Annotated in this window: 17 protein-coding genes and 1 other RNA gene; 4 read left to right on the top strand and 14 right to left on the bottom strand. The window is 38.7% G+C overall.

Going from position 1 to position 15033, the window contains the following annotated elements; all coding sequences use genetic code 11:
• Both AB1444_00865 and lysS read right to left on the bottom strand, forming a co-directional pair.
• Positions 1-612 (bottom strand): YqaA family protein (locus AB1444_00865; GenBank protein MEW6525199.1); only part of this gene is annotated, 612 nt, incomplete at its 3' end.
• Positions 613-617: 5 nt separating this feature from the next.
• Positions 618-2102, bottom strand: a complete 1485-nt coding sequence (gene lysS / locus AB1444_00860) for a lysine--tRNA ligase (GenBank protein ID MEW6525198.1) — start codon at positions 2100-2102, stop codon at positions 618-620.
• 238 nt (positions 2103-2340) lie between these two features.
• On the opposite strand from lysS, the gene AB1444_00855 reads away from it, so the two are divergent.
• Positions 2341-3462, top strand: coding sequence for a radical SAM protein (locus AB1444_00855; protein ID MEW6525197.1), 1122 nt, complete (start codon positions 2341-2343; stop codon positions 3460-3462).
• Positions 3463-3465: 3 nt separating this feature from the next.
• Here AB1444_00855 and AB1444_00850 read toward each other — a convergent pair whose 3' ends face one another.
• From AB1444_00850 to AB1444_00825, 6 genes are all read right to left on the bottom strand, one after another.
• Positions 3466-3900, bottom strand: coding sequence for a HepT-like ribonuclease domain-containing protein (locus AB1444_00850; protein MEW6525196.1), 435 nt, complete (start codon positions 3898-3900; stop codon positions 3466-3468).
• The gene (locus AB1444_00845) at positions 3890-4345 is read right to left on the bottom strand and encodes a nucleotidyltransferase domain-containing protein (protein MEW6525195.1); all 456 of its coding nucleotides are present in this window, start codon (positions 4343-4345) and stop codon (positions 3890-3892) included. Before AB1444_00845 ends, AB1444_00850 begins: the two co-directional genes overlap by 11 nt.
• 29 nt (positions 4346-4374) lie before the next feature.
• Positions 4375-5643 (bottom strand): adenylosuccinate synthase, encoded by a 1269-nt coding sequence (locus tag AB1444_00840; protein ID MEW6525194.1) that lies wholly within the window; start codon positions 5641-5643, stop codon positions 4375-4377.
• 87 nt (positions 5644-5730) lie between these two features.
• Positions 5731-6330 (bottom strand): cation transporter, encoded by a 600-nt coding sequence (locus tag AB1444_00835; protein MEW6525193.1) that lies wholly within the window; start codon positions 6328-6330, stop codon positions 5731-5733.
• Between the two features lie 15 nt (positions 6331-6345).
• On the bottom strand, positions 6346-7152 hold the full coding sequence (gene fdhD / locus AB1444_00830; GenBank protein MEW6525192.1) for a formate dehydrogenase accessory sulfurtransferase FdhD: 807 nt from the start codon (positions 7150-7152) through the stop codon (positions 6346-6348).
• Positions 7136-7504 carry an iron-sulfur cluster assembly scaffold protein gene (locus AB1444_00825; protein ID MEW6525191.1) on the bottom strand — a complete coding sequence of 123 codons (369 nt, stop codon included), beginning with the start codon at positions 7502-7504 and terminating at the stop codon, positions 7136-7138. The genes fdhD and AB1444_00825 overlap by 17 nt, the downstream gene beginning before the upstream one ends.
• A 657-nt stretch (positions 7505-8161) precedes the next feature.
• Between AB1444_00825 and ssrA the strand changes: the two genes are divergently transcribed.
• Positions 8162-8513, top strand: a transfer-messenger RNA (tmRNA) gene (gene ssrA, locus AB1444_00820).
• A 2-nt stretch (positions 8514-8515) separates the two neighbouring features.
• On the opposite strand, the gene AB1444_00815 is transcribed toward ssrA, so the two are convergent.
• From AB1444_00815 to AB1444_00795, 5 genes are all read right to left on the bottom strand, one after another.
• The gene (locus AB1444_00815) at positions 8516-9163 is read right to left on the bottom strand and encodes a hypothetical protein (GenBank protein ID MEW6525190.1); all 648 of its coding nucleotides are present in this window, start codon (positions 9161-9163) and stop codon (positions 8516-8518) included.
• Between the two features lie 118 nt (positions 9164-9281).
• Positions 9282-9860: an indolepyruvate oxidoreductase subunit beta gene (locus AB1444_00810; GenBank protein MEW6525189.1), complete on the bottom strand. Its 579-nt coding sequence runs from the start codon at positions 9858-9860 to the stop codon at positions 9282-9284.
• 12 nt (positions 9861-9872) lie between these two features.
• Positions 9873-11429 carry a thiamine pyrophosphate-dependent enzyme gene (locus AB1444_00805; GenBank protein ID MEW6525188.1) on the bottom strand — a complete coding sequence of 519 codons (1557 nt, stop codon included), beginning with the start codon at positions 11427-11429 and terminating at the stop codon, positions 9873-9875.
• Between the two features lie 4 nt (positions 11430-11433).
• The gene (locus AB1444_00800) at positions 11434-11865 is read right to left on the bottom strand and encodes an amino acid-binding protein (protein MEW6525187.1); all 432 of its coding nucleotides are present in this window, start codon (positions 11863-11865) and stop codon (positions 11434-11436) included.
• 25 nt (positions 11866-11890) lie between these two features.
• A complete protein-coding gene (locus AB1444_00795) occupies positions 11891-13195 on the bottom strand; it encodes a phenylacetate--CoA ligase (protein MEW6525186.1) in 1305 nt (434 codons plus the stop codon).
• Between the two features lie 288 nt (positions 13196-13483).
• Between AB1444_00795 and AB1444_00790 the strand changes: the two genes are divergently transcribed.
• Together AB1444_00790 and AB1444_00785 are read left to right on the top strand one after the other, a co-directional pair.
• Positions 13484-14305 (top strand): HEAT repeat domain-containing protein, encoded by an 822-nt coding sequence (locus tag AB1444_00790; protein ID MEW6525185.1) that lies wholly within the window; start codon positions 13484-13486, stop codon positions 14303-14305.
• Between the two features lie 45 nt (positions 14306-14350).
• Entirely contained in the window at positions 14351-14515 is a 165-nt protein-coding gene (locus AB1444_00785; protein MEW6525184.1) for a hypothetical protein, read from the top strand.
• Here AB1444_00785 and lepB read toward each other — a convergent pair.
• The gene (gene lepB / locus AB1444_00780; protein MEW6525183.1) at positions 14505-15023 is read right to left on the bottom strand and encodes a signal peptidase I; all 519 of its coding nucleotides are present in this window, start codon (positions 15021-15023) and stop codon (positions 14505-14507) included. The genes AB1444_00785 and lepB overlap by 11 nt on opposite strands.
• Between the last annotated feature and the right edge of the window lie 10 nt (positions 15024-15033).

Raw genomic sequence — 15033 nt, 5'->3', positions numbered from 1 at the left:
AAAAAGCAGGATAACAAACACTATGGACAATACATTGAACCATTTATTAATAAATGCATTAATTGGTTCGCCAAACTTCCATATCAGCCCTGCAACCATAAAAAACCGTAAGCTACGGCTAATAATCGAAGCTAGTATAAATATAACTATATTTATATTGGCAACACCGGCCGTGATGGTTATAACTTTATACGGAATTGGCGTAAACCCTGCGGTGAACACTATCCAGAATGAATAGGTGTCATATAACTGACGTGCAGCAGTAAATGTTTCAATGGTAAATCCAGGGATATTATTAAAAAAGAACAGGGCTATTTTTGAAAAACTATCGCCATCATACCATAAAAAATATCCAATACCATACCCTACAAGCCCCCCAATAATTGACGCAACCGAACACAGAGTGGCAAGCCGCGCAAAAGCTTCTCGTTTACCAAGTACCAGTGCAATGAGCAACACATCAGGTGGAATGGGGAAAAAAGATGACTCGGCCAGTGCAAGTACAAATAAAGCTCGCTCGCCAAATGGCGTATGTGCCCACGAAAGAACCCAGTCGTATAAAAACCTGTGAATGTGCAACCCATACTGTTTATATGAATAATGAGCAACCATATGCGCTACCGGTTTTCAGGTTTTAACAGCGGGAATAGGATGGTATCTTTAATTGATGCAGTATCAATGAAAAGCATAGCCAGCCTGTCAATGCCAATGCCAAGACCACCTGCCGGTGGCATCCCATATTCTAGCGCAGTAACGTAATCTATGTCCATCATCTGCGCCTCATCATCACCAGCCTCACGCATCTTTACCTGCTGTTCAAAGCGCTCACGCTGGTCAAATGGGTCATTGAGTTCACTGAATGCATTAGCCATCTCGCGCCCTGCAATATATACCTCAAAGCGCTCAACAAACTCAAGGTTATCCTCCCGGCTTTTTGCAAGGGGCGATAGTTCCTTGGGATAATCTATGATAAATGTTGGTTGTATGATATTAGCCTCTACCTTTTCTTCAAACATCTCTTCGGCTATTTTCCATTTGGACATGCCTTCATCAACATCTATGCCCATTTCATTTGCTTTACGTAATGCTTCACGGTGCGACAGTTCCTGAAAATCAATGCCAGTGTATTTTTTCAGCGCATCAACATAGGTAATTTTATCCCACGGTGGTGTCAGGTCAATCGTGTTACCCTGATACTGTATGACCATGGTACCCAGTAGCTGCTGCGCCAGTGTACTTATCATCTCCTGGGTTATGTCCATCATATCATTGTAATCCGCATACGCCTGATACAGCTCAAGCATGGTGAACTCAGGATTATGGCGCGTTGATATTCCTTCATTGCGAAAATTGCGGTTTAACTCATACACTTTCTCAAATCCACCAACAAGCAGCCGTTTGAGATACAACTCCGGTGCAATGCGCAAGTACAGATCAATATCCAGTGCATTGTGATGGGTAATAAACGGACGAGCCGCCGCACCACCGGGTATGGCCTGCATCATAGGTGTTTCCACCTCAATAAAATCTTTTTGATTTAAAAATGTTCGTATGCCGGTAATGAGCCTGCTTCTGAGAATAAACTGCTGGCGCACCTGCGTATTGACAATCAAATCCACGTAACGCTGTCGGTATCGCTGCTCTTTATCCGCAAATTCGTCAAAAACCTTACCATCCTTTTCCTTAACAACAGGAAGCGGGCGAATACATTTAGCAAGCAACATAACATCGGTTATTTCAATAGTTATTTCACCCTGTTTTGTTTTAAACACATGCCCGGCAACACCAATGATGTCACCCAGGTCCATTGTCTTAAACAGCTCATATTTTTCATCACCCATTCTGTCAAGGCGTGCGTACACCTGGACAAGCCCGCTTAAATCTTCAATATGCGCAAAGCTTGCCTTCCCCATAACGCGTTTAGATTTTATCCTGCCAGCAGCCTTTACCTGCAATTCCTGCCCTTCGGTAAATAACTCTTTAATCTGTGCTGCCGTATGAGTTCGTTTAAAGCGTATTGGATATGGATTTATGCCTTTTTTGCGCAGTACATTTACTTTTTCAATACGCTGCAGTATAAGATCATTCATGTCTTCAGTCATTATATTTTATTCTCCTGGAAATAATAAATCTTGTATAAGCTATGGATTACCTTAATATATCCTTAACAACAGGTATTTTCCATTTTTGTATGTCAAGCGATAGTTACTGTGAATGAATTTAAATTGGTAAAAAAATCCATTACTGTCAATTGAAAAATCATTTTTAACTGCCCTTCATTTCCAATTCCATGAAAACCTGCCATTTTTTGATATACTATATTCCAGCAGGAGTAATCAAATGCCATATATATTTGAATTGGGACCTATACGTCCACCATCTGAGGCATATAGCATATTAATAAGGGTTACGCGCAATTGCCCCTGGAACAAATGTGCATTCTGCCATACCTATAAAGGCCAGCAGTTTTCACGGCGCCCTATCCAGGATGTTATCGCTGACATAGATGCAATATATACCCTATCACAGCGCATTCTGGATGTAGCTTCCAATGGTATTACCATGCACACATTGCCAAATGCAAAAGGCACTGATGATACCCCACTGTATTACTATGAGCAGGTTGCATTTTGGCTGCAGTATGGCATGAAGTCAGCTTTTTTGCAGGATGCTAATTCACTGGTACTATCGGCCAAAGACCTGTGTACAATTCTTAATCACATAAAAAACCGCTTCCCTACTGTAGAGCGCATTACCTCGTATGCGCGTGCAGCAACCATCAGTAAAAAATCGCTGGATGATTTGAAGGCAATACGCCAGGCAGGACTTACCCGCCTTCATATAGGCATGGAATCAGGCTCTGACACCGTGCTTGCACTTGTCAACAAAGGAACCACACAACAGCAACTCATAGATGCAGGGCAAAAGGCCGTTGAAGCTGGCTTTGATGTATCGTATTATTATATGCCTGGACTTGGTGGTAAAGAATTTATGGAAGAAAATGCTATTCAAAGTGCCCTGGTCATTAATACTGCAAATCCAACCTTTGTTCGGCTGCGCAGCACCGTGCCCATCCCGGGGACACCTCTGTATGAAATGATGAAACAAGGCTCATGGACACCATTATCCGAGGTTGAAAAAGTACAGGAGATACGACTTTTTATAGAACATTGTGATGGTATTACCAGTAGACTGACAAGTGACCACATGATGAATTTACTTGAAGATGTTGAAGGAACATTCCCTTATGATAAAGCAACCATGCTTGCAATAATAGATGAATTTCTATCAATGCCACAGGAAGATCAGGAAAAATTTATTATTGGCAGAAGGATGGGAGTATACCGTTATTTAGCCGATTATTATCCAAATTTTAAAATTGATCAGCTTTATTATTCGCTATTGCAGCAATATGAAAGTGTTGATGCGGCTGTAAATGATATATTAAAAAATTTTATATAAAATTTAACTATTTTTCCCTTTCTCATATTCAAATATAGCATAAATGAGCTTCTTTATAGTATTTTCATTATCTTTATAATATTTCACAACCTGCCATCTAAAATTTAAATATCTATGGGCCAACCTGTTTCTTTGAATAGCCAGTGTAGCTAATATCTCACATTCATCATCACGAAAATTAAAAAAATTACCAGTTTTTCTTAATACATCAGCATAATTATCAGCCATAATGGCATTTTCAGCAAGAACTGTCCCACTAACTTCTATTAAAGCTGTCAATATGTTTTCTATTGTCCTATCAATCAGCTTTTGCAGTTTATTATCAGACGCATATTCTTTATATTGCCTTTGTGCATAATCAGTTGAAAATTCACTCATCTCTCTGGATATAAATTCAATAGTATCAATTATTCTCCCTTTAGCATAGTTAAACTGCATTGTACAAATCCTTCATTCTTTTTTCTGTTACTTCCAATTTCCATTTTATCCCAAATATTGAAAAATCCTCCATAGCGTCTATTGCTTTTAACCACACGTCAACATATCTATAAAAATCACTTATATATACCGGTATTCCTTTTACAATAGCATTATAATGCAAAAGTGGTTTTGAGATATCATTATCTATATATAGAATAGTGATATCACGTTTTAAATTATCAAGAAGTTCCAGGGTGATAGAATTAATCGTTGAAAAAATTTCTTCTTCGCTTTTTTCCCCTTCTATCATAATTGCAATATCAATATCAGAATCCTTACCAGCCAAACCAGCAGCCCATGAGCCATAAAGAAATACCAAAACAATATTATATCCCTGTGCTTTTACCTTAAAATAATCCTTTAATAAATTGCAAATTCTTTGTTTTTCTTTTTGCCTTTCCATGAAATAATACACCAGTATATAATTATAAATCATTTCAATTCAAATGTATTTGCCCTATCAGGCCCAACGGAAATAATGGAGATAGGCACCTGCAAACTATCCTGGATAAATTGTACATAATTCTGTGCATTTTTTGGCATCTCTTTAAACGATGTACACTGTGAAATATCTTCTTCCCAGCCGGGATGTTCTTCATAAAGAGGCACAATTTTATCCTGCATAGCTGAAGGGAAATAATCAATCTTTTTCCCATTAACCGAATATCCAACTGCTACCTTGATTGTTTCAAAACCTGACAGCACATCTAATTTGGTCAACGCTATAGTTGTTATCCCATTAATGCGAATGGTATGTTTTAAAAGCTCCATATCAAACCAGCCACAACGTCGTGGACGCCCGGTAGTAGCACCAAATTCACCACCACGCTGACGCATAATCTCACCAGCTTCACCTTTTTCTTCTGTTGGGAATGGGCCTTCGCCAACACGGGTAACATACGCCTTGGTAATGCCAACGACTTCATTTATTAAAAAAGGATTTATTCCTGAACCGGCTATCGCCCCGCCTATACTGGGATTTGATGAGGTAACAAACGGATAGGTGCCATGATCAATATCAAGAGCATTACCCTGCGCGCCTTCTAGTAATATATTTTTACCTTTTTTGGCCTCAGTATGCAAATAATAAGGAGTGTTAATAGCTAGATTGCCGGCATACGCCTTGAATTGCATGAGGAGGTCATATATTTCTTCAAATAAAAAACCTTTTCTATTATAACAGCGTTCAAACTGAGTATTTTTCACAGCAAGCGCTGTTGTAAGCCTTTCCTTGAGGTATTCTTCGTCAAAGATATCACCAACCCTGATACCCACCCGCAGGCATTTGTCAGCATAACATGGCCCAATACCCCGTTTTGTGGTGCCAATTTTATTTGACCGCGCTTCCTCCATTGCAGCATCAAGTTCTTTATGAAATGGCAAAAGAAGATGAGCAGCATCAGAGATATATAACCGTTTGCGGACATCAATGCCTTCTTTTTCAAGCAGCTGGCACTCTTCAATAAGTTGCACAGGATCCAGAACTACACCATTACCTATCACGCAAACAGTGCCTTCATGCAAAATACCCGAGGGAATAAGGTGGAATACATGCTTTTTCCCATTAACCACCACTGTATGCCCGGCATTGGCACCACCCTGATATCGTACAATAATATCCGCTTTCTGCGAATAGTAATCAATCATCTTTGCTTTGCCTTCATCACCCCATTGAGTGCCAATAATAACTGTACAACCCATAACTCAATCCTTTCTGTTGTTTTTAATTATAACACCAACCCTGCCACACTAAAAGAATATATAAAAATAACAAGCTTTTTTCAACCATTAATCCTCTTCCCCGGTAACTATCTCCCTGCCTTCTTTTATTAAATAAAACGCCACTACAATTCCAACAATGGGGTCGGCCTGCCACAGACCCCACAGGTAATTCAATCCCAGACCAAGTAGCAGCGCCACCGAAAGAAACGTACAGGCAAGTGTTTCCTTTGCATCCGAAAGCAAGCTTTTACTGCCTATTGCCTTACCCACCTGCACCTTTGTAACGTACAGTGCTGGCATAATGATAATTGACAATACAGCAATAATAATCCCAACCAGGCTTGTATCAGGAATTTCTACATAATATAATTTTTTTACCGACTCATAGAGTATATATGCTGCCAGAATAAAAAACGTATACCCCACCAGTTTCAGTGCCCTTTGTTCAACTTCTTCTTCCTCTTCTTGTGACACAATGCCATGTTTTTTAAAACGCCATATCATTATCATACCCGATAGTGACTCAACAAAGCTATCAAGACCAAAACCAACCAGAGCAATACTGCCGGCAAAAGCACCCGCAATAACAGACGCCACTCCTTCCAGTATATTATACCCAACGGTAAAATATGATACTGTTAATGCTTTTTGATAAAGATTTTCCATTATTCCTCCTAATAATTATCTGAGCGTTAAACCCATACCAAATATTGAGTGAAGATCAATTGATGTTGTAAACACGCTAAAGCGATTTATCCTCACCTTAGCTATCAGCACCACGTTGTACTCGTTTGCCAGTTGTATTGCCAGTGATGTAGGTGAGCCTTTGGTTGCAATAATAGGAAATCCGGATACAATGGCTTTCTGAATAATCTCACCAGATATTCTACCGGTTGAATACACTATTTTGTCATTGAGTGGAATATCATTGTATAATGCATACCCCGCTAACTTATCAATTGCACTGTGCCTTCCTATCTCATCATAGAAGGCAATACATTCGCCGGTAGTTTTGTACAAACCTGCACTATGAACACCATGGGTGAGCTTATGCAATTCAGATGTTTGATAAAACTGTTTCCCAATTTTTATAATGGTTTCAGGTGACACGCTTGGTGGTGTTAATTTTTTTAACCCTTCAGATTTTTGTGTTGCATTGCCACAGCCTGAGACTATTGAACGAATGGTAAAAAGACGCTGAACAATTGCATCTGTTTCTTTTATTGTAATATGCATTATTAAATTTTTTGCATCAAATTGTATTCCTTCAATTTCATTTTTATTGGTTATGATGCCTTCAGTAACCAGAAATCCTGTGGCAAGCTCAAAAAGCTCTGAGCCTGAACACGCAATGGTAACAAATGGCTTCCCATTGATTGCTATGGTAATACCATACTCTGTACTTATTGGTACAGTTATTTCCTCAAATGCACCTTCCTGATACTGAAAAGCTTTGACATTGTGTACCGTTTCAAGCTGTATGTCCATTTGATAGTATGGTATCCTTTAATTGTTTTATGGCCTTCAATGAAAGCTGTACGCACCGTATATTAGAATCCGGAATTATCATAGTGTTAAGCATTTCTTCCACATCACGTATCCCCTCGTCAATATCTTTACCTTTAACAGCATCGCTCACCACTGATGCACCAGCTATGGCATAGCCACATCCATACGCTTCAAATTTAATATCACCAATTGTAGTATGTGCGATAGTTACCGTAAAAGTAATCACATCATTACATTGATCACTTTTGACAATAATTTTATGATTATAGTTTTGCACTATTCCTACATTACGTGGATGTAAAAAATGGTTTTTTAGAATATCATTTTTCATATTCTCTGATCACCAATTATTTTTAAATATGTAAATTTGAATAAAACATAAAACAGTGTACACCAAGGGTGTCCCAAAAGACACCTCTTTGCAATGACTTTTGTTTTCCTGTCATTGCGAGGAATGAAGTGACGAAGCAATCTTGCTTTTGAGGGGCATAGAGATTGCTTCACTTCGTTCGCAATGACATTGCGCTCACGCCATTGCATGCCCTACAGTTTCTTTTGAGACGGCCCCGGTGTACACTATATTCATTATGAAATTTTTTAAGAAATTATTGCTGTTCTCTGATTATAATTATTAATCATTGCACATTAAAATATTCTACTACTCTTTTCATTTATTATCCAATTTAATATAAAACAACATTCACCAGTTACTATCGATGCAATTATTGAAATTTTCATTGTGGTTTTTTCTATGTTTTAAAACTTTTCTTTAAAAATATTTGTAATCTTATTCTTAAGCACTGTTTTAAACAAACTTACTGACCTCATTCCAAACCATAGCCACCATTACTACGACCATAAGAAAGTTCTCATCTGGTCATGTATAATGACGCAGTGAAGCTTTTTAGCATAAATACAGTACCACGTATAAAAAATTATCCCAATAAATATTGACATTTGTACATCTTATTGTATATTATATATGAAAGGGGACGATCTTGGTTTCGACTGCAATGACGTGTCTACAGTTGCATGCCGAGTTTCTGCTGGCTCGTAAAAACTGGCAGGTTAAAATAAGTGCAAACAACGATTTAGCACTCGCAGCTTAATCCCTGCGGGCGTCTTTATCGATCCCGCTCCTCTGGGGATGATAAAGGCGTAAGATACAGAGGATAGTTATTGAGTTTTGATCCTGGCTCAATAGCAAAACTGTAAGGATTTGCTCACCGGGGCGGGTTCCTGTTCCCCTAACCAGTGATAAGACAAATGAACAGGATAAGCATGTAGAGGCTGTAGGTATGTGTTGTAGGACGCGGGTTCGACTCCCGCCGTCTCCAAAAAATCATTTGATAAAGCCAAGTTCCATTAATGTATTTACACACCGTGTATTAATTTCATTGAGCAGAAAATCCCACAAAACTTCAGTGGAAAATTCGTTAGTTTCTTTTCGGTCATGATTATAGTCAAAATATGTAATTTTTAATTCTTTATTTACAATAACCATAACCGAGTCATAATCCATAAAGCCCATCCCATACGATACCACACCATATGGCTCATAGACTACCAGTAGATCACATCCATACTTTTCAAATAACGATTGTAATTCATTTTTATTCTTGAAACAATATGAATTTACTATCCCGGTTGCTTTATAATATAAAAATTCACCTTCTAATGATGTCTGGAAAAACCTATCGTCATTAGACTGAAAAACAGTAAGTGCAGGTAATTCCTCTAAAATAACAATCATTTCTTTTTTTTGTGTATACCCAGCTAACATCGCCTGCAGGGTTTTGGTATACCGTGCATACTCAATAGGGCTGCTTGATGGAATTCTAACCATCACAGCTATTTTTTTGATGGTCTTCATCTTAGGCAGATTTTCATGAAGTTCTTTGGGCTTGCCAGAACTACAGCTTACATATACAGCTATTAATATAATAATAACACTGATTCTATAACGATTATAATAGGGATGTGTAGCCAATTGGTTTTCCTCCATAGAAAAAATGGAATTAATAATATAGTGTGTTAAAATGAGATATCCCCTCTTACTAACGAAAGACAATTTGCTCATTTTTTCAATGTTTTAAAAAAATTACTATCTACCCTGATACAGGAATATTCTTCCCTAAGTTAAATGCTTTTATATTCATATCTACATACTTTTCCTTAACACTCTGTCGTATTGCTTCTTCCCATGCCTTCTGATCAAATTCAAGAAAATTAGATAAAACTCCCAGCATTACTATATTGAGCGCCCTGCTTGAACCAGCTTCTTTTAATGCCTGGGTTGTATCAACCACATGGCATCGGGGCACATGGCTGCACAGCCAGCTTTCAATATCTTCAGGATATTTTGCAAGCCCTGCTTCCACAGGGGCAGGGTTTACCTTAAACCTGTTAACAATAAGCATCCCCTGTGGCGATAGATAGTCCAGTTTTCTCATAGCTTCAAGTAACTCCAGTGCCACCACAAAATCGGCTGTTCCTTTTTCAATAAGTGGCGAATATACCTTTTTATCAAATCTGACATGGCAATCAACACTGCCACCACGCTGTGCCATGCCATGAACTTCAGACTCCTTGACATCATACCCTGCATTCATGGCAACCTGCATTAAGATTTTGCTTGCAAGTATTACCCCCTGGCCACCAACGCCAGCAAAGATTATATTCTTCATAGTATTCATCCTTTACTTTGTCAAAATACATTTCCGCAACGAAATAATAACTGACGGCTCTTTTGTTGCCATCTCTTCACGAACAGCTTTTTCAAATTCTTCTATATTTTTTGGGTCAATTTTTCGTACTCGTTTTACACCAACTGCCTTGCACAAAAGCTCTAAATCCAGTTCATGGGTTTCTTCACCTTTTAAAGTCCTTCCTGTAGCAGGGTGGTCCTGATGTCCCGTCATTGCTGTTACACGGTTATCCAGAATTATGACTGTACCAGTACCCTTATTGTATACTAAGTCGATTAAAGGGGTTATCCCTGAATGAACAAATGTTGAATCACCAATAACTGCAACACTGTTTCGCGCCATCTCTTCCCCACGTGCTTTTTCAAAACCCAAATGCATCCCAATACTTGCACCCATACAACCTTGGGTGTGCATTGCAGAATAGGGTGGTAACACTGCCAGTGTATAACAGCCAATATCGCCATTAACAACAACATCTAACTTTTTTAATACCTCAAATACAAAACCATGGGGGCACCCTTTACATAACGCCGGTGGCCTTCCGGGTATTGTACCGGAATACACCGGTATTTCATTCTTTGGCCGTTTCTTATTGATTGCCATATCTATTATTTCAGGGGTTAACTCTCCACATAAAGGGATTATTTCTTTCCCAACTGGCTTGTATCCCAATGCCCGTACATAATCTTCAATAAATGGGTCAAGTTCTTCTACTACATATAGTTCTTCAACATTACTACAAAATTCATGAATCTTTGCATCAGGCAGAGGCCATGCTACCCCAATCTTTAATATTGACGCATCCGGGCACACATCCTTCACATACTGGTATGCAACGCCATTAGTAATAACTCCACGCTTTTTTGAATTCCATTCTATAGAATTCAGTTCACATGTATTTGAATATTCTTTTAATTTCAGCATCTGCTCTTCAATAAATACATGCCGGGGGCGTGCATGGGCAGGTATCATGACATATTTTTGAGGATTACGCACAAATGGTTTTAATTCAGGTTTATTTGGTTCTTCTAAGGTAACAATACCCTGAGAATGAGCAATACGGGTAGTAATGCGTACAATAACAGGGCGATCAAACTGTTCAGATAATTCAAACGCTAATTTAGTGTATTTGCGTGCTTCTTCAGGGCTTGTGGGTTCAATCATTGGTAATTTTGCAGCACGTGCATAATGGCGGTTATCCTGCTCATTCTGTGAACTCCATGCTCCCGGGTCATCCGCATTAATAATAACAAAACCACCATTGACTCCGGTGTATGAAAATGTAAAAAGCGGATCGGCTGCTACATTTAAGCCCACGTGTTTCATGGCTGCCATTGCCCGAGCACCCGCAACCGAAGCACCTGCTACAACCTCTAATGCCACCTTTTCATTGGGTGACCACTGTGCTTTAATATCTGGATATTCTGCTGCTATTGTTTCCAGAATTTCTGTACTGGGCGTACCGGGATACGCAGCAGCAACTATACACCCGGCTTCATACGCACCACGGGCTATAGCTTCATTGCCCAGCATTACCTTTTTTTGCATTGTTTTATTCTCCAATCAAATCAATCTTTTTCACAACATTAAACCCTTCTTCAAGAAGAGCTTTCTTTGCCAATTCAATATCAGCAAATTTAAATATCATTACCGCTTTATCACCTCGTTTTTCAGTAAATGCATACATATACTCTATATTTAAATTTCTTTTTGAAAATGTCTCCAGCGCTTTCATCAAAGAGCCAGGTTTGTCATCAAGTTCAATTGCCAGTACATCAGTTGGTGAACAAACAAATTTATGCTGACGAAGAGATTCCAGTGCTTTTTGAGGTTTATTGACGATCATTCTAACTATACCAAAATCAGCTACCTCAGCAATGGTTAACGTGAGTATATTAACATTTTCATCAGCAAGTACTTTAAGAGCATTGAGCAAATGTCCGGGTTTGTTTTCCAAAAAAAGTGATAACTGTGTAACATTCATTGTTTTCCTCCATACCTTAATCTTTTTATGAGAGCTGTCGCTTATCAATTACTCGTTTTGCTTTTCCTTCACTGCGCTGTAACGTGCTTGGCTCAACCAGTGTAATCTTGGCACTTATCCCTAAAGCACTTCGTATGCGCTGCTCAATCCTTTCAGCAAGACCTTTCAATGCACCCAATTCATCAGTGAATATCTTTTCGTTTACCTCAACCATTATTTCAACATCATCCAGTGCACCTTTGCGGTCCACTATAATCTGGTAGTGTGGCTCGGTACCTTCTATTTCCATGAGCACCGCTTCTATCTGCATCGGAAATACATTGACACCACGTATAATGAGCATATCGTCGCTTCGGCCAGTAACTTTTTCCATCTTTATTAAAGTACGCCCACATTTACACGCGTCACGATAAATCCTTGTAATATCGCGTGAACGATACCGTATCACCGGACATGCCTCCTTGGTAAGCGATGTATACACAATCTCACCTTTTTCTCCTTCTGGCAACACCTCACCTGTTTGGGGATCTATCACCTCAACATAAAAATGATCTTCAAATACATGTAAACCTGACTTTTCGCTGCACTCGCACGATACGCCTGGTCCTATAACCTCACTTAAACCATAGATATCGTAGGCATCAATACCCATGCGGCTTTCAATCTCTTTTCGCATGCTTTCAGTCCATGGTTCAGCACCAAATATACCTGCTCTCAATTTAGTTTTTCTAAAGTCAAAATCCTTCATCTTTTTTTCAACAAAGTCAGCCATGTTGATTGCATACGAAGGTGTACATGCCAGCATCGTGGTACCAAAATCTTTTATTAACATCAGTTGCCGTTCAGTATTGCCACCTGAAATAGGGATAACAGTAGCTCCTAACTTTTCGGCCCCATAGTGTGCTCCCAGACCACCGGTAAAAAGACCATACCCGTATGCCACTTGAATAATGTCTTTCTCAGTACCACCTGCAGCGGCGATAGTACGAGCCATTACTTCAGCCCACACCTCAATATCATTTTTTGTATATCCAACTACTGTAGCATTGCCAGTTGTGCCGGATGATGAGTGAATGCGTACAACTTTTTCCATGGGAACAGCAAAAAGGCCAAACGGATAATTATCACGCATGGCCTGCTTCATTAAAAATGGCACATGTTTCAGATCATCAAGCGAAGAGAATTTATCAGGATTAAACCCTGCCTTATCAAATGACTGGCGATAATAGGGGACATTATTATACGCATGCTTCAATGACCACTTCAATCGCTCAAGCTGCAATTCCTTTAACTTTTTAATTTCCATTGCTTCATACTGTTTATTGAACATTGCCGGCTCCTTTTTTATGGCTATATATTTTTTCAATTTTTTAAGAATGTAAATTGTATTAATATTTATTAAAATTGTCAATAACCTTGTAAATGCAAGGAAAAAAAATTAAATTTTAATTGAGTTTTTTATTATATCTTTATTATGTTTGAATTAATAGAACACATTCACCATTACATATTCCCTATTTAAGGCGATAGTTACTGTAATTATACTTCAGTATAAAAATATGAAATTATATATCGTATGGGTAATGTGACATTTGAATATATTAAGAGGACTGTTACCATGAAATACCGAATACTATCACTTGTTATTTCATTATTTGTTTTTACAGAAATACTTCTGGCTGATGATTATATAGAAATGCTGAAAAACGGTACCTGGGAACAACGAATCACTGCCATGTACACGTTAGGCTATTCCGGGAATAAAAAGGCTTTCTGGTACCTGGTTAAATATCTTGACCAATCATTTCAGTCAGAAAACCAGTCTTTAGGCGTGCGGGTACGCCAGGCAGCGGCTATTTCATTGGGACGGCTTAAAGATGATCGTGCAATACCCTATTTAGTTGAACGCTACAAAAAAGAGGACAACACTGAGGTTAAGCGTGCAATTATTTTTGCTCTTCGTTTTTTTAAGCCTACCCCAGAGGCTATAACGGTTGTAAAGCAAGGTCTTGCTGATTCCAATAAAGACATTAAATGGGAAGCGCTCATGGTATCAAGTGTATATTGCGACAGTTCCTTAGCATCGGACATTGCCCAGCTTGCAAACAGCGATGACCCGGAAATTAAGGTCATTGCTGCATATATCCAGTACACACTTAACCAGAATAAGCCCGAAAATGAAGCACTTATGCGTAAATCATTGACACATAAAAGCCCACTGGTACGCTACTGGGCATCACATTTTCTGGTAAAATCAGTAGGAACGCCTGCACTTGAAGATATAATGAAAGCACTTGAGATTGAATCAGTATGGTGGGTTGCAAACGAAATGGAGAATAGCATTTATATACTGTCCCGTAAGAAATTTAATGAAGAGATGGTTGAGCAGTTGGGCTCTTTCAGATTTGTAGTGGATAAAAAAGAAAAACAACAGCAATAACAATTTCAGCAAGGAGATGTCTCAAAAGAAACTGTGGGGCACACAATGTCCATAGTGTGTACGTCACTGCGAGCGCAGCGTGGCAGTCTCAATACCATCAAAAATGGGATTGCTTCGTCACTTGCTCCTCGCAATGACAGAAAAGCCAAAGTCTTTGCAAAGACATTACTTTTGAGATGGCCCCATAGCACCATACACTTCACTTTTTAAGTGAAATCTTGAATAAATATTTCCCAACAATGTCTTCAATTGCAATGACACCAAATAGCCTGCTATCATTGGGAGTATCCCAGTTATCGTTCAATACAAAAACATGACCATCAGGCACGGTTATTGTGTTCATATTATCCCGGTTTACATATCGGGAAGGGAATATCCGTGTATCGCTTTTTTTAACTGCCCACGCTGGTGCATATTTTATCCCATTTACATACAGCACTTTATTAACTATCTCTACCGTTTCACCAGATCTAGCAATCACCCTGCTTACAAGTTTTCCTGTAAGTGGGCTTTTGTAAAGAACTATCGAACCTGAATCAACATTTTTTGTTTTATAAAACCACACATAATCATTGACTGTAAAAGTGGGCTCCATTAAGGAGTTGTCAATCTTTACCGGAATAAAAAAAAGGCGTATAGCAATAAACCCAACTATAAACCCTACCACTGCAAACAAAACTTTAGCAAAAACATTAAATGAATCTTTTTGTTCAATCATGGCCAATTTT

The organism is Spirochaetota bacterium, from assembly GCA_040756435.1.
Classification (GTDB): Bacteria; Spirochaetota; UBA4802; order UBA4802; family UB4802; genus UBA4802.
The sequence above is the reverse complement of the archived record's forward strand: the minus strand, read 5'-3'. Positions and strand labels throughout refer to the sequence as shown.

Bases quoted from the DNA above. Each gene is read 5' to 3' on its own strand.
- lysS (MEW6525198.1), bottom strand. From the start codon at position 2,102: ATGACTGAAGACATGAATGATCTTATACTGCAGCGTATTGAAAAAGTA.
- AB1444_00825 (MEW6525191.1), bottom strand. From the start codon at position 7,504: ATGAAAAATGATATTCTAAAAAACCATTTTTTACATCCACGTAATGTA.
- AB1444_00855 (MEW6525197.1), top strand. From the start codon at position 2,341: ATGCCATATATATTTGAATTGGGACCTATACGTCCACCATCTGAGGCA.
- AB1444_00805 (MEW6525188.1), bottom strand. From the start codon at position 11,429: ATGCAAAAAAAGGTAATGCTGGGCAATGAAGCTATAGCCCGTGGTGCG.
- lepB (MEW6525183.1), bottom strand. From the start codon at position 15,023: ATGATTGAACAAAAAGATTCATTTAATGTTTTTGCTAAAGTTTTGTTT.
- AB1444_00835 (MEW6525193.1), bottom strand. From the start codon at position 6,330: ATGGAAAATCTTTATCAAAAAGCATTAACAGTATCATATTTTACCGTT.
- AB1444_00840 (MEW6525194.1), bottom strand. From the start codon at position 5,643: ATGGGTTGTACAGTTATTATTGGCACTCAATGGGGTGATGAAGGCAAA.
- AB1444_00800 (MEW6525187.1), bottom strand. From the start codon at position 11,865: ATGAATGTTACACAGTTATCACTTTTTTTGGAAAACAAACCCGGACAT.
- AB1444_00810 (MEW6525189.1), bottom strand. From the start codon at position 9,860: ATGAAGAATATAATCTTTGCTGGCGTTGGTGGCCAGGGGGTAATACTT.
- AB1444_00845 (MEW6525195.1), bottom strand. From the start codon at position 4,345: ATGGAAAGGCAAAAAGAAAAACAAAGAATTTGCAATTTATTAAAGGAT.
- fdhD (MEW6525192.1), bottom strand. From the start codon at position 7,152: ATGGACATACAGCTTGAAACGGTACACAATGTCAAAGCTTTTCAGTAT.
- AB1444_00850 (MEW6525196.1), bottom strand. From the start codon at position 3,900: ATGCAGTTTAACTATGCTAAAGGGAGAATAATTGATACTATTGAATTT.
- AB1444_00790 (MEW6525185.1), top strand. From the start codon at position 13,484: ATGAAATACCGAATACTATCACTTGTTATTTCATTATTTGTTTTTACA.
- AB1444_00785 (MEW6525184.1), top strand. From the start codon at position 14,351: ATGTCCATAGTGTGTACGTCACTGCGAGCGCAGCGTGGCAGTCTCAAT.
- AB1444_00795 (MEW6525186.1), bottom strand. From the start codon at position 13,195: ATGTTCAATAAACAGTATGAAGCAATGGAAATTAAAAAGTTAAAGGAA.